Genomic DNA, 14,786 nt, shown 5'->3' on the forward strand with positions numbered 1-14,786 from the left:
GTGAATAACGGGAAACAAAAAAATAACAGCCACTCCGTAAGTGGCTGTCATAGATCGGCAAGAAAGCTTAAACGTTCCTTCTGCCTAAATATAAAAGCCCTGAGAGTGAATCCTACCCTCAGAGCCTAATGTATTCGTAAAAAAATAACTAAAAAGCAATATGAGGATAAGACGTATATTTTTTTGTTTTCATTATCCTCACCTCGTTACGATTTATTTTTACAGCAACACAATCATAACATTAATTTAACCATTTGAAAATAGGTGCATCGTGTCCTGTTTTTTTGCAAAAAAATTAATAACTTTTTGTGACCGACAAACCTTGATTTCACGCAGTTTCTTCAACTTTCTAAGCGGTTACTTTCCGAATTCATGTTAAAGCTATTTCAAAGAGAAGATAAAAAATAGGGAAGAACCCATGTTTAGCAAGGGTTCTTCCCCACTTTCTACCAAAAAATGCGCGTCATTTTCTGGCAACTCTTTTTATTTCCTGATTATCCAAATTCTAACATATTGAAAGAATATTTCGTCATAAAAAAACTGCACCTCCAATTGTTAGTTGGTGTCTAACAATTGGGGTGCAGTTCATACGTTTAGTTCTCTTTCCATTATATGTTTATAATTCATCACAAAATCCTTGAGATGGAACTCGAAGAGCCCGGTTAAACTTGCTTGAGAAATTCTCCCAAGTAATAATGGCTGTCAATTCAACAATCATATCTTCATCATAATACTTCCTTAGATTATCAAATAATAGGTCATTCACATCTTTGTTAGAAAATGTAATTGCATCTGCATACTCAAGTGCTAATTTTTCTTTTTCATCAAATAAAGGACTATCCTTATATTCACTCAAAGCTTTAATTTTTTCTACATTGATTCCTAATTCACTGCCCACGGCAGCGTTAATGTCTGTTCAAAATGGGCATCCGTTAATACTAGCTACTCTAATATTTATTAGGGTTTGAAGTTCTTCACTAATTAAACCAGATAAACCGATTCCCTCCCACATACCCCGAACAGCTTTAAATATAGTTGGTCTTCTAGCATACAAAGTGTGGTTTGCTAATACTTTTCCATACCTTTGAATCTGATTATCATATACGTCTTTAATGAACCCTTCAACGTTTTCAGGAGAAACTCCTTTAATACGTGTCATATCCCTTTCCTCCATCTAAAACAAATTTTTTAATCTCCTGTTTCCCAATTTTGTTAGCTAGTGAATATTGACCGAAACGATAATAAGGCCTTGAAGCAATTAAAAGAATTAAAATGGACTTTTTTGATAATGATATTTATCTCTTATTAATTCTGAATTTTGTATATTTTAACATAAAAATTGTCATCTATTCAATAAAGTAACTAATTGAGGTAAACTGCCAGTTAGTTTAATTGTATTTCTTCACAATCTTCACGATACAATTAAAATCGTTATTCCACAATCTGGCCCGTAAATGAAAAAGACGCGTTCCTAAATAAACGCGCCCTTTAATGGAATAACGAAAATATGTGTTTAATCCTAAAATCGATCATAGCATATTTAAAATCGTAAGCATTAGCCAAATATGCAGCTCAGATGCAGCACGGATAATGAAAATGGTTCAGTGTCTATATTAATGATAGGCTGGCGAAGAAGGTCGATACACTATGGTGCCTTAGAACCGAACCATTAGTCTGACTCCGGCGACCACGGTGCACCATGAAAAAGAAAAAAGATGAATTGGAAATGGCCTTGAAAGGTTATATTGGCCCTCATCAGCGATTAATGTTGAAAACCATCTTAGGCCACATTGATTTTCTTACTCAACAAATCGAGTTGCTCGATCAGGAAGTTGCGAAAAGACTCGTCCCTCAAGAGGAAGATATCGAAAGACTCGATTCCATTCCCGGATTCGGAAGGAGAATGGCCGAACAGATTCTGTCGGAAGTCGGAACCAATGTGAAATCCCAGTTTCTGATTGCAGCCCATATGTGTTCCTGGGCCGGCCTTGTACCAGAACAGAATGAAAGTGCAGGTAAGAGGAAATCGGCCAAGACCAAAAAAGGAAACAAGTATTTAAGTTCTGCATTAACGGAAACAGCTCATTAATTTCGTTAGGACCAATCAACGCCACTCCAAGAGGATTGCAACTTTCGCAACAGAACAATTTGGCCGAGATGATACGTATCGTGCATCATGATATTGCTGAGTAAACGCTCAATAGAGTTACTGTTAGCTGCATACGGAGCTGTTAACTTTTCATCGTCAAGGTCCGCAATGACCGTTTTTAATTCATTCATGACTTCATAAAGGCGCTGCACTGTCTGGGCCCACCCAATTTCGTCTTCTGGATCCCCCGGATTTCCAAAGGTTTCATCATTGCCTTCTGCTTTATGCGGATTCTCTGTGCCCTTAATTCGATGGATCACGTCTTCATTCCAAAATATCAAGTGGTTGACAATTTGCCAAATCGAATTGCTGATTCCCGAACTTGTCCATGCTGCCTCAGCTGCGATGACTCCATGAAGCGCCTGATCCATGGATGCAAACCACTCATTCTTATAGCAATGCATGTCGAGTTGTTCTAAAAACATTTTGGCTACAACTTGCATAAAACTAATCTCCTCACTTTTTAGTGTAATCTTTCAAAGTTAAAAGACATGAAAAAACCAAGTGTGTCCCTTCCATATTGGAGATACATTTCTCTCCAGCTTCTAATTCTCTCCAACATGGCAGGGATATCCGAATCTTCCGGGTGACGATAACAATAATCCTCAATCGATTTCGAAAACAGCCATTCATACGCATCAAAATCATCTTCATTTGCTACTGTCGACCATATAACGAAAAAATGTTCTCAATGAAATCCTCCAATCATTTATTTTGAGAATACAAGAAAACCAAGTTCAATATGACTTATTCGCTTCATCCAGTTTAAATTCCTTCTTCATGTACCTGACTACAATTCGCCTAAACTTTAACCTAGTGTTGTTCAACAATATGGCCCTAAAAAGGAAAATTAGCGCTTATACTTGTTCAAGGATAGCGCCCTTTAATGGAATAACGAAAATATGGTTTTAGCCCCAAAAACATTTAATTATTATTGAAATAACGCACTCGTTAGCCATCCATGAAGCGCAAAAACGGCGCTTCACCACAAAGAATGAAAATGGCTTGAATCCATCCATAATGTTTCTAAGGCTGGGAGAGGAAGGTCGATAAACTATGGTGCCTGAGAGCCCATCCGTTAGTCTGACTCCAACGACCACGGTGCACCACAAACCGTCGCTCCCTTACGGGAAGCACTCATGGTAGATTAATCCTAATTCTGATTGTTGCACCAGCCTCAAATTTTCTTGCCTAGAAAGGAAGATATCAATGGATGTAATCATTGAAAGAGCATGTGGTTTGGATGTCCATAAGGACAATATCACTGCTTGTATTATGACCTCTGAAGGAAAGGAGATTCAAACATTTTCTACTAAAACAGTTTTTCTATTAAAGTTACTGGACTGGATTAAAGAAAATAACTGTACCCACGTAGCTATAGAGAGTACAAGTGTTTATTGGAAACCTATTGTTAACTTATTAGAGTCCGAGGGAATCGAATTTTTAGTTGTAAATGCTCAACACATGAAGGCACTTCCGGGACGTAAAACGGATGTTAAAGATGCCGAATGGATAGCGCAACTTCTTCGTCATGGACTTCTTAAAGCTAGTTTTATTCCTGATCGGAACCAACGAGAACTGCGTGAACTAGTACGCTATCGTCGTAGTATCATTGAAGAACGTGCCAGACAAGATAATCGGATTCAAAAAGTTTTAGAAGGAGCTAACATCAAACTAGGTTCTGTTGTGTCTGATATTATGGGCGTTTCATCGAAGGATATGCTTCGTGCGATTGCGAATGGCGAAGACGATCCTGAGAAACTAGCAAACTTCGCTCGTCGTACAACGAAATGAAAAAAGGAAGAACTTGAATTAGCACTTCGGGGTTATGTTAAATCACACCAACGACTAATGTTAAAAACCATTTTAACGCACATTGATTTTTTAACCGAACAGATTGTTGGACCTAGAGATCGCCCAAAAAGTCAGCTCTTATCAGAAAGACAAAGAACGGCTCGATTCGATTCCTGGGATAGCCACCAGAATGGCTGAACAAATCTTAGCTGAAATTGGTACGGATGTTGGAAATCAATTCCCCACTGCTGCTCATCTATGTTCATGGGCTGCCTTGGTTCCTGGACATAATGAAAGTGCGGGAAAAAGGAAATCAAGTAGATCTAAAAAGGAAATAAATACTTACGATCTGCATTAACTGAAGCAGCTCAATCGGTAAGAGGGTCCAAATACTATCTCGGTGCACTTTATAGACGAACAGCCGGTCGAAAAGGAAATAAAAAAGCTGCCATTGTAGTAGCTCATGCGATGTTGCGAATCGCATATTACCTTTTGACCAGGAAAGAAATGTATGTAGATTTAGGCGAAGACTATATTGATAAACAAAGACAGACATCTATTGTTCGCCATTCAGGTCGTAGACTAGAAAACTTAGGCTATTCCGTTACAATAACGGAAGCATCCTAACCTCGATAAATCCAGTCCAAATACACCATTGATCAGGCGCTCTCTTTTTTAAAAAACGAATGAGCTGCGTCTATTTAAGTATTGCCTCTTTTCTAAGGTTACAGAAGTTAATTTTCATGGTAGTTTAACAAGTTTCTTCTTTTTTAATGCATATAACAAATAGGCATATTTTTTTGTAACATCAACAAAAACATCTTAGGTAAAGAAAGTTTTTTATCCTTTAAGGGAAAAAAACATCTTATTATTAAACGCTTGTCCAAACTAAATTTCTCTTTACTACATACTTTATAACATAACAAACAAGGGGGTGATAAAATGATAATGGTTCGTCTTATTGATTACCAAGCAACAGAACCTATTAGTATGGTTAACAATAATAACCCAATTGCTATTCCTCATTCTCCGAATCATATAGTACTAGCAGCCATCTGTATAACTATACCAAAGAATGCAAATAAAAATCATGTTGAATTAATTGCGACAGTAGGGCTCCGTGGGGTAAGTGGTACATCACAAATTTTATTTAAGATCTTTCGTGATGGAAAAGAAATCTTTAGTGCTCAAGAGGGAGTGGAATCGGATCCTACATCAGAGGTTAATTATATTGCTACATTCCAAGCTATTGATACAAATGTAAAAAAAGGATCACATCTTTATGAATTGACCGCTGAAAATATTACAAATGGCACAGAAGCAGCTGTTGTAGGACCAATCTCGTTTAGTGGTTTAGCCATAGCTCATGATGACGAGGGACGTGATTTATAGATTCAAACTGCCTTAGACTTCCCATAATCGTAAGAATCATCCAATGCCCTTTTTTGTTAAGTGGTATTGTTTTTTATTTAGATCTCTTAATCGATAGGACAATTGAAACATTAAATTGTCCTATCCTTCTTCAGCAAACCTCCCCCTTTACTTCAATAAGAAAAAAACATCCCTTATTAAAGGAATGCACCCGTTAGCTTATTTCACAATGTTATTATATTTTTTTCTTTATACCTTTTTATCGCATAGAAACACAAGGTATATATCACTACATAAATAACCCATCCAAGAATACTGCCGCTATGAATAATAATACCATTAGCACGAAGACACGATAAAGTTAAAACTGAAAGAACAACAGAAATTAGTGAAGAAATTAATACATTTTTAGAAGTCATATCCTTTTGGTTTTTTCCTTATTGCAGTATAATCTACTTAAAAAATGCCTAAATGAGAATAGGTACATCTCACTTTTTTGGAGATGCACCTTTTGATGTTGATTTATTAATAAAAAGAATAGCGATACTAGAATATAGGACTTCATGTAGTAAATATTAAGAAGTCTTTACCAACCAATCATTGAAGCCCCTTTATTAATTTCGTGAGCTCTTTAAACCTAAGATCCAGTTCCTCATATTCTTTATTATTTGGAGTAATAAAGCTAAGCTTCCCTAAGACTTCTTGTCGTTCTGTTTCAAGCGTTAAACGCAATTCATCATTATCATCTCTTTTTGGTGTTGAGTCCTTCTCATGAAATTGCTTATATATGGTATTATTTGAAAAAATGAGCTTAATGTTTGTTGTTCTTTCAAGTAAATAGCGATCGTGTGACACGACCATTAAAGTTCCATTATATTGTTCTAATGTTTCTTCAAGTTGTTCACGGGAAGGCAAGTCAAGATGGTTCGTAGGTTCATCTAGGATGAGTACATCTTTTTCTTCTAGAATATATTTCATTAACTTACACTTCACACGCTCACCCATGCTCATATTACCAATAGGCTCTGTCCACTGAGAATCCAGGAATCCTAAATGTTTCATTAAATTTCGTACGTGCCCTCTCTCTACAAATGACTCTTTATCAAATAACTGTTCAGGAGTTTGATAAAGGGGCAAGTCAAATACTTCTTGAGTTAAATAGCCAATATTTGCTGATGGAGAAATCCAGATATCACCTTTGGTAACTGTTTCTTTTCCGGCTATCATATTCAAAAAGGTCGTTTTACCACTCCCATTTGGACCTGTAACCGAAACCTTTTCTCCATGCTGAATGGTAAAATTAGCACCTTTAAAAAGTTTTTGTCCATCAAATGACTTTTCTAAATTTTTAACTTCTAAGAATCGCTTGCCTACTTTATGATTCGATTTTAATGTGAAATTCACTTGGTATTCAGCCCTAGGCGCATCAACTTTAATTTTTTCAAGTTCTTTTTCAAGACGCTTTTGTTTTGATTTTACTTGTGAATCCATTCGTTTAGCTTTAACACGATAGTATTCTTTAGGAAATTCCTGTTTTGTTGATTGTGCATGAGCTGATTTTGACCATGATGTTAGTTGATTCATTTGACCTTCAATACGCTCTTTCATCTTTTGTTGTTTCTCATATTCACGTTGCTGTGTAAGTCTTTCCCTTTCACGAAATTTCATATAACTAGTGTAGTTACCAATATGACTAATGAGCTTTTGGTTTTCAATTGACCATATTTTCGTGACAACTTTATCTAAGAAATAACGATCATGTGATACGAGAATAATGGTACCTTTATAACTTTTAATTTGGCTAATTAGGAAGTCCGAACTCTGTTCATCCAAATGATTTGTTGGTTCATCCAACAATAAAATGTCCGTATCTTTGGCTAAACCTTTTGCTAGGCGGGCTTTTAATCTTTCTCCTCCACTTAATTTCGAGAAGTCACGGATTGGAACATTCCACTTTCTTAATAAAGCTTCTTCTTGAGGTGTTACTTCATCAAAAGAATATGTCTCGGTTTCTTGTTCAATCATAGTTATTATAAGTTCATCCTGTAGGTGTTTAATGTGTCCTCCTGTCGGTGGAAAGTCACCGTTCAGTAATTGCAACAACGTTGATTTTCCAGCACCGTTTTTACCTATGATCCCGATAATATCCCCTTGTTGTACATTCGTATTTATATTTTCAAAAATAATATGATTTTGAATTTCAACCTTTATATTTTGTAACTGCATTAGTTCTAACATAAAGAATCATCCCTTCTTTTTCAGGGAGAATAAAAAATCCTCCCAAACAATTTTGGAAGGATTAGTCAAATCGCATTTTTGCCGTACTCAAATAAGCTATTTAGCCTTTCAGCTAGTTAGCATCACAGCTAATTAGTATATAGAAAAATGGGCAGACTAATCCTAAGTTTTATTATCTGAAATATACTATTTCAAATGTTAAAAATTAGGTTAGTTATCCATTGTCCACCCATCATTCCTTTCGTTTAATATTAAACAAATTTTACCACTTCTAAGTCAAGAATACAAGATTATCTTGCCTCCTGCTAGCCTATTCAACCTGCAAGTTAGTTTAAGCGAAAATCTTCACAATTTTCAACATAAAATATCCAATTTTATTGAAAACGTTACTCAACAATCTGGCCCGATTGTGGAATAGTAAGGCTAGCGTTTTTAAATAACTTTTTTATTTTTTAAACGAAAAAATTTTCTATATAGATTTGGTTAAAAAACTTTGGCTTTGTTAAATAGTATTGTTGTTTTACAGGTATAAATATGGGAACGTCCGATTTGGACGTTCCCGTTCTTATTCCATTAAAGCCCCCTATAATGAAATAACTGTAAAGCTAATGAAGCTTTTTTAAAAGCTGCCTTTCCCTGCCCAAGCTCCTTGCATTTTACATAGGGATACAATTTGCCCAATATGATATGCGTCGTGCAATGCTAAACTCTTCAGTTCAAGCACTAATGATCTTTCTCCAGGGATCTGTCTATACAAATCTTCATGTTCTGATTTTGCTAATATTTTTTCAAGTTCACGATGAACATAAAAGTATTCTTGTTTTGTTTCCTTCCAATTTTGAAACGTCTCAGTTGGTAATCGAAATGTAGATTCATTATCTTCTGCCTGGGGTTCATTTGCTGTTTCACCAAGAAATCGCATCAGAAGTCTCTTTTTATAGAAAAGTAAATGACAAACTAATTCCCAAATGGAATTCATTTTCCCCTCAACTGGTTTCCAAATTGCCTGTTCAAAAGTAATATCCTCTAGCACTTTTTCAAGTGGTGGAAACCAGTCTTCTTCATCTAAGCAGCTTGCTCATTGTTGTAACAAAAGTGTCTTTACATCCATTTTCTATTCCCTCCAATTTAATCCCTTTAATTGATAATCCCTTTGGTCAAAATTCATTTGCGGCGTGTTGTAGATAGCTCACTGATTAAGGTGTCATGCCAATTCCTTAAACTTCTTTAATAAATTTATTTTCAATTTAAAATTGATTTATTTTAATTTAAGCGGTATTTCCTTTACTCCCCTTACAATCATTCCTGGCCTCCACTCTAGCTGGTCTTTACTGACAGCTAGCTCAATGTGTGGGAACCTCTTTATGAAACTGTTAATCGCTATTTCCCCCTCCAGCCTGGCAAGCGGAGCTCCAAGGCAGAGATGTACCCCTTTTCCGAAAGCAAGATGCGGGCTTTTCTCTTTGGTGATATCAAATATATCGGGATCTTTAAATTGATTAGGATCATGGTTTGCCGAATTTAATGCGAGGACAATTAAATCCCCTTTACGAATTGATTTTCCTCTAAAATCCATATCCTCATTCGCCCAGCGGGATGTACTGAACTCGACCGGACCATTAAAGCGCAGCGATTCCTCAATGGCATTATGAATCAGTTCAGGCTTATTTTTCAACAAATTTAGCTGTTCAGGGTTCTCTAGTAAAGCGAGAATGCTATTGCCGATTAAATTTACGGTCGTTTCATGGCCAGCAATGATTAATAGAGTGACAACTCCATACAGCTCACGTTCGTTGAGTTGATCTCCATTTTCATCAGTCATTATCAACTGGCTTATCAGGTCATTTCCTGGGTTTTGTCGAACTTTTTCAAACCATTGGCTTAGATATTGAATAAATTCGTTTGTATGCTGGAACATTTCTGCTGCATGTTCGCCGTTCGATCCTTCAATCAGCGAATTTGACCAGACACGGAACTTGTCACGGTCTGTAGAAGGGACCCCTAGAATTTCGCAAATAACGATAATTGGCAGTGGAAAAGCAAAATCATCAATCAGATTCATCTTTGTTTTACTCGCTGCCACGTCTAGTAGTTCATTGGCAATTTCCTGTATCCTTCCCCGCATGCCGGCAATCATTTGCGGGGTGAAAGCCTTCTGCACGAGCCCGCGCAGCCTTTTATGGTCAGGCGGATCAGAAAAAAGCATAGTATGCATAAACACACTCTCTTGCTCCATGCTGTCACCATAAAGCTTTGAAAGATCCTTAATAAACCTAGGATCCTTTAAGACTTCTATAGCGTCATCATATCTAGTGATCAACCAGCCATGCTGTCCATCAGGGAACAACGTTTTGTAAACTGGTTCAGTTTCTCTTAATCTAGCATAAGCGGGATACGGATTTTGCGTGAATTCAGTGGAAAACAACTTGAATTGGGAATTCACCCTTCATTCTCCTCTCAATGGTACACAAATTATACTAATGGTTTTCTTTTTAAAATATCCTGCCCGGTTAATGGTTAAACAAAAAGCCACTTTTGGCAGCTATACACCAAGTTATTTTATTCGCTTTCCTTCTTCAAAATTCCTATCCGTTAGTGAAATAAGAAAAAGCCGCAAGGAGATTAGAAAAACTTGCAGCCTGTAATATCTAATTTATGAACCTGAGTAAATGAATCCAAATAAAATTATTAACAACAATCCCGAATGGAGGTTCTATAGTTGCTGTATCATTAATCTTCTCTTTGCTTTCTCAGCAGCTTCATATGGTGTACTGCCATGTTCGATAACAGTTTTTTTACCCATACGAGCATAAACCTTAATCCTGTCTCTCATATTATAAACCCTAAAATAAATTCCATCCTCTTCATATACAATTACAGCTGTCATTGGACTTTTCATACATTCACAACCTTTCGGATACTACAGAATAATTCTGCATTTTTATGAATACTCCTTGTGAATGTTTTGTTACATTTATGCTTTGCAGTCTATCGTAGGGTGATTTCTATAAAAAACAGAGGACCTGCTAAATAGGATCCTCTGTTTAATTGTATTTAATTTTATCTTCTTGAAAACACTTCCATAAATCAAGTATACGAAGTTTTAAAGATGATTTTCGTTTCTCTTACTCGATTGGTTGCTACTGCTTTATTGGCAGCATGTTTTAAACCTATAAGAACGTGTATTGTCTTGGTTCTTGTTATGGCTGTATAAAAATATCCCGAGAAGAGAGTCTTTTGCATGGTTATTTTTTTCGATACTTTTCCGGAATGGTTAAGCCATTTCTTTCATCATCCCAAGCTATTGAGCTTATCTTCCAACCACAGGGCGTGCGAATGAACTGCATTGTTTTCATGCCCATTGTATCAAAAGCTTCGCCAGACATTACACCTATTTTTCGATACAGGCTGAAGCGATGAGCGATATTTCCGAAAATCTCTGTGATTTCGTACAATTCTTCTTCCTTGAAATTTATCAAGTTCCCTTCACTTAATAGTTTCTCACGGGGTTCGATAAACTGCTGAAGACTATAAATAATTGGAGCGCAATCTGTATTTTTAATGATCATTGCCTCTGGAATAAATAATTCGGTGAGGGCGCGTACATTCGGTTTATTTCCATTTATATTAGTAAAAGCATCGAAAAATGAGGCAGTTAATCGATCTAGAATCACTTTTGTTTCTGATGATTCCCGCTGTTTTTTGATGTAATTTTTGGTTTTGTCGAATACAAAAAGCTTAAGCTCTTCGGGAACATTGGCTAGTTGAATCAATCTCTCAAACCGAAAATCTAATTTTTCAAGCAGCCTGGCTGAAGCTTGATTCTCTTGTGCCGTGATTGCCACAATGCGACTAAGTCCCAATGTGTCTTTTCCATAGGACATTACTGCGGAAGCTGCTTCATAGGCGTATCCTTTTGACCAATACTTTGGGAGAAAGGCAAATCCAATATCCACATCTTTCAAGGAATCTCTTTTTACTAGACCGCAAATTCCAATCTGGGCATGATCCTCCTTTCGTTCCACCAAATAAAGGCAGAAACCGAATTGTTCATACATGCGAACAGGTCCATTCAAAATATAGGCCCTTGCGTCATCCAGCGTTCGCACACAGCGATCGCCTATAAACTGCAACCAGGAAGGATCGTTTAAAAGCTCAAGGATAAACGCCGAATCGTTGGTAGTTTGCAGGCGAAGGGTAAGCCGATCTGTTTCGAGAATTTTCAATAAAATTCACCATCCCGTAGTAGTTTTCCTAATTTACTAATTATATCAGATGTTAGATTGAATTTTGAAAATAATCAAATGATCAATTTTGCTGATGTATCTAGTTTTTCACCCACGTTGATTCATATATTACTTTTGAAAATGTATCCGTATTATTAGCTCTCTTCTAATTTTTAACTTTTAAATCCAATTTTCTTTAAAGGCATTACTCCACAATATGTCCCGATTGTTGAATAAAAGCTAATGACGATTGTTCAACTAAACTTTAGTTTAAGTACATTTCTTCACAATCTCTTCTAAATGTGGCTCTTAAAGAAAATTGTACCGTTTTGAAAAAAGTCGAACTGTTTAAAACAAAGTTTAACCGTTTGTAAAAAAGTTTGATCAAAAAATAGATTCACCTTTTTCTTTATTTGAGCAAAAATAAATTATTTCCCAACATAAAAACCCCTGAATTTAACCGATTTTGGCCGAATTCGGGGGTTTTGTGTTTGAGTTGCTTTCTGGATTAAATTTAACAAAGTTTGATTAAAACATTCAAGTTTATGTTAAGTGACAATTAAGTCATTTAAAAACTAAACTAGTTGTATAATAAAAGTAAGAATATTCCTGTAGAACCATTTTTTTGCACAAGAACCGTCAATGAAAATGAAAATAACATACTCGAACAAAAACACAAAGGAGAAATGAGGTTATAACGATGAGACAACATCAACCGAACCCGGGCGTTCTGGTTCATCCCGATGGCTCGACCGTCACCTGTTTGGAATGGAATACGGACGACCAGGGGGAGTATTTGCTGGTCGAACATAATATCAGCCGGAATGGTGCGATCAACGGACCGCATTGGCATCCTTCGCTGACGGAGACGTTTACCATAATACAGGGAACCATGCGCTTCAGGGTGGACGGGAAAAACATCTGGGCCGGTCCGAGCGAACGTCTGACGGTTACGCCCGGCCAGGTCCATCAGTTTTGGAATGAGAGCGACGGACAGATGATAATGCGACATGAGATACGCCCTCCTGGCAATCATTGGCAAATGTTCATGCTCATTCACAAGTTAGAAACCGAAGGAAAGCTGAATAAAAAAGGGATCCCTTCGAATCCGTTATGGCTTGGGCTTGCCTGGAAATCCATGGACGGATATATTGCCGGACTTCCCGTGACCGTTCAAAAGGTCGTTATGGGGGGATTGGCACGAATCGCGAATGCCCTCGGTTATACTGTAAATGGAAAGTCTTGATCTTCACGATAACCGTGGCTGCATTCGCAAATCTACTTATGAAATATCCACTCTTGTCTCCATGCTGGTGCAAGAGTGGAAAAATTAATAGCTCGCATTACTCATCTTGCTCAAAATAGGGAATCAGTCATCATAGATTAGAAATGAAGTTGAGATGTTTTGAAATTGAGCAAAAGTTTTAGTCAATATTTTTTATAAAAATCAAATTAGCAATTAGAATAGATGCAACCATTTTGATCAATCTTTTTTTAAAATGGTTGTTTTTTATTTACCACAAAATAAGGCTTCATCCAATATTTTTAATCAAACTCTATTTTATAGCTACACTAAAATATCCATTTATTTTGAAAATGAGTTACTCAACAATCTGGCCCGATTGTTGAAAAAGAGCTAATGATGAATGTTCACCTTCTTACTGGAACTACTTAGTAAATTAAAGCACCCAATTAGTGAAATAACTACAAACTGTCTGGTAAATTATGATTATACATTTCTAACGCATCGGTATGTTCTTCTAAAATAGCAACAGTTTTGGGATGAGGCTTAGCATAAATAACTGGATAATCCTTTTCTTCAAGTTCTTCATTAATGGAAAAAGCTAATTTTTCCTCTTCAATTGAAAATTGGGCATCAATTCCCTTTTTATTCCCACGACCATCTAGCCTTATCCATTTATTAAGTGATTTAAAGAAAATTGCATTTAAAGCGTGAATACAATACCCTTTTTCTGGCGTATCAAACAACATCAGCCTTTGATAACAAAAACCTGTTGGTATTCCCTGTGAACGTAGTAACGATGCTAATAGGTGTGATTTTGCATAACAAATTCCCTCTTTATAAGCTAATACTTCTGAAGCATCACAAGTAACTCTTTTCGATTGAATATCCCAAGAATGAGAAATTTCATCACGAACAAATTCATAAGCTATTTTTACTTTTTCAATCTCTGTTTGAGAAGATTTGAAAAGTTCATCAGTTTTTGCTTTAATTATTGGATTTGAAAAATTAACTTCTTTCAATTCAAGTAAATAATCATCCAATATTTTTGACTCACAAATTAAATTCATCATTTCCACTCCTGTTCACTTTTGTATAAGTATGTATTTATAGGTATTATCATACAACACAAATGAATGAATTTAATAGGTGTACTTTTAAACTCCTGCTGGTTTATCTTTGCCTGGCCTCTTCAGCAAAATCAATTCGTTTAGACACAAATTGAAGAAACCTTTCAACTTTCTTAATCTTATTTTGATTCTCCTAAACAAATAGTGAGGTTTTAAGTACTTTTGTGATTAAATAGACTACTTTATTTTGAAATAATTTGTTCAATTTAATTAAGTTACCTTTCTACTTTAGATCATTTCATTCACTAACTTATCATCCATCATATTACTCCGATAAAATAAAAATAGTGCCAACTTCTATTTATTTGAAATCGGCACTTCGTTTATTCGATATACGTTTAGCGTGACGCTTTTGGCGGTTGGCATACGTCACATTTACGTTGGTTATTATTTTTAAATTTCGTAAATGTTTTCTCAAAATTGCTACCACATGCACATTTAAATAGTAACTTTTGAGAAAAACCGTGGTATTCCGTCGTTAGCAACTTACTTTCCGAATTGTTCTCAACAAATTCTTTAATTTTACCGATTGTCCATCGTTTATTCATTCTCTACACTCCATATTTTATCGCTAGTCGGAGGCTTTTCTTGGCATCCGTTCGATTATGAGCAAAAGTCGTAATTATCCTAAGTTT

11 protein-coding genes and 4 pseudogenes are annotated in these 14,786 nt (G+C 36.1%); 5 read left to right on the forward strand and 10 right to left on the reverse strand.

What is annotated here, in order from left to right:
- Nucleotides 1–616: 616 nt before the first annotated feature.
- On the reverse strand, nucleotides 617–1,159 hold the full coding sequence (locus tag BN1082_RS29025) for a carboxymuconolactone decarboxylase family protein (RefSeq protein WP_483814928.1): 543 nt from the start codon (nucleotides 1,157–1,159) through the stop codon (nucleotides 617–619).
- 531 nt (nucleotides 1,160–1,690) lie between these two features.
- Here BN1082_RS29025 and BN1082_RS22790 point away from each other — a divergent pair.
- Nucleotides 1,691–2,086, forward strand: a pseudogene (locus tag BN1082_RS22790) (transposase); the annotation flags it as partial.
- A gap of 8 nt (nucleotides 2,087–2,094) precedes the next feature.
- Here BN1082_RS22790 and BN1082_RS22795 read toward each other — a convergent pair.
- Nucleotides 2,095–2,592: a DinB family protein gene (locus BN1082_RS22795; protein WP_090638773.1), complete on the reverse strand. Its 498-nt coding sequence runs from the start codon at nucleotides 2,590–2,592 to the stop codon at nucleotides 2,095–2,097.
- A 766-nt stretch (nucleotides 2,593–3,358) separates the two neighbouring features.
- Between BN1082_RS22795 and BN1082_RS22800 the strand changes: the two are divergent.
- Nucleotides 3,359–4,570 (forward strand): annotated as a pseudogene (locus tag BN1082_RS22800) (IS110 family RNA-guided transposase).
- A gap of 321 nt (nucleotides 4,571–4,891) precedes the next feature.
- Nucleotides 4,892–5,335 carry an exosporium protein C gene (locus BN1082_RS22805; RefSeq protein ID WP_090639185.1) on the forward strand — a complete coding sequence of 148 codons (444 nt, stop codon included), beginning with the start codon at nucleotides 4,892–4,894 and terminating at the stop codon, nucleotides 5,333–5,335.
- A 576-nt stretch (nucleotides 5,336–5,911) separates the two neighbouring features.
- On the opposite strand, the gene abc-f is transcribed toward BN1082_RS22805, so the two are convergent.
- The 6 genes and pseudogenes from abc-f to BN1082_RS28355 all read right to left on the reverse strand — a co-directional run.
- Nucleotides 5,912–7,552 (reverse strand): ribosomal protection-like ABC-F family protein, encoded by a 1,641-nt coding sequence (abc-f, locus tag BN1082_RS22810; RefSeq protein WP_090638776.1) that lies wholly within the window; start codon nucleotides 7,550–7,552, stop codon nucleotides 5,912–5,914.
- A 619-nt stretch (nucleotides 7,553–8,171) separates the two neighbouring features.
- A complete protein-coding gene (locus BN1082_RS22815; RefSeq protein WP_245640521.1) occupies nucleotides 8,172–8,585 on the reverse strand; it encodes a DinB family protein in 414 nt (137 codons plus the stop codon).
- A gap of 225 nt (nucleotides 8,586–8,810) precedes the next feature.
- A complete protein-coding gene (locus tag BN1082_RS22820) occupies nucleotides 8,811–9,995 on the reverse strand; it encodes a cytochrome P450 family protein (RefSeq protein WP_090638778.1) in 1,185 nt (394 codons plus the stop codon).
- 270 nt (nucleotides 9,996–10,265) lie between these two features.
- Nucleotides 10,266–10,451 (reverse strand): hypothetical protein, encoded by a 186-nt coding sequence (locus BN1082_RS22825; protein ID WP_090638782.1) that lies wholly within the window; start codon nucleotides 10,449–10,451, stop codon nucleotides 10,266–10,268.
- 188 nt (nucleotides 10,452–10,639) lie between these two features.
- Nucleotides 10,640–10,795: a hypothetical protein gene (locus BN1082_RS27815; protein WP_176699905.1), complete on the reverse strand. Its 156-nt coding sequence runs from the start codon at nucleotides 10,793–10,795 to the stop codon at nucleotides 10,640–10,642.
- A gap of 470 nt (nucleotides 10,796–11,265) precedes the next feature.
- Nucleotides 11,266–11,778 (reverse strand): annotated as a pseudogene (locus tag BN1082_RS28355) (GNAT family N-acetyltransferase); the annotation flags it as partial.
- Between the two features lie 700 nt (nucleotides 11,779–12,478).
- On the opposite strand from BN1082_RS28355, the pseudogene BN1082_RS28360 reads away from it, so the two are divergent.
- Together BN1082_RS28360 and BN1082_RS28365 are read left to right on the forward strand one after the other, a co-directional pair.
- Nucleotides 12,479–12,721, forward strand: a pseudogene (locus BN1082_RS28360) (cupin domain-containing protein); the annotation flags it as partial.
- Nucleotides 12,722–12,781: 60 nt separating this feature from the next.
- Nucleotides 12,782–13,024 (forward strand): hypothetical protein, encoded by a 243-nt coding sequence (locus tag BN1082_RS28365; RefSeq protein ID WP_245640544.1) that lies wholly within the window; start codon nucleotides 12,782–12,784, stop codon nucleotides 13,022–13,024.
- Nucleotides 13,025–13,482: 458 nt separating this feature from the next.
- Here the strand turns inward: BN1082_RS28365 and BN1082_RS22840 are convergent, their stop codons facing one another.
- Nucleotides 13,483–14,091, reverse strand: a complete 609-nt coding sequence (locus BN1082_RS22840; protein WP_090638789.1) for a transglutaminase-like domain-containing protein — start codon at nucleotides 14,089–14,091, stop codon at nucleotides 13,483–13,485.
- 398 nt (nucleotides 14,092–14,489) lie between these two features.
- Nucleotides 14,490–14,699, reverse strand: coding sequence for a hypothetical protein (locus tag BN1082_RS22845; protein ID WP_028395991.1), 210 nt, complete (start codon nucleotides 14,697–14,699; stop codon nucleotides 14,490–14,492).
- Nucleotides 14,700–14,786 lie beyond the last annotated feature (87 nt).

Source organism: Neobacillus massiliamazoniensis, from assembly GCF_001048695.1.
Classification (GTDB): Bacteria; Bacillota; Bacilli; order Bacillales; family Cytobacillaceae; genus Neobacillus; species Neobacillus massiliamazoniensis.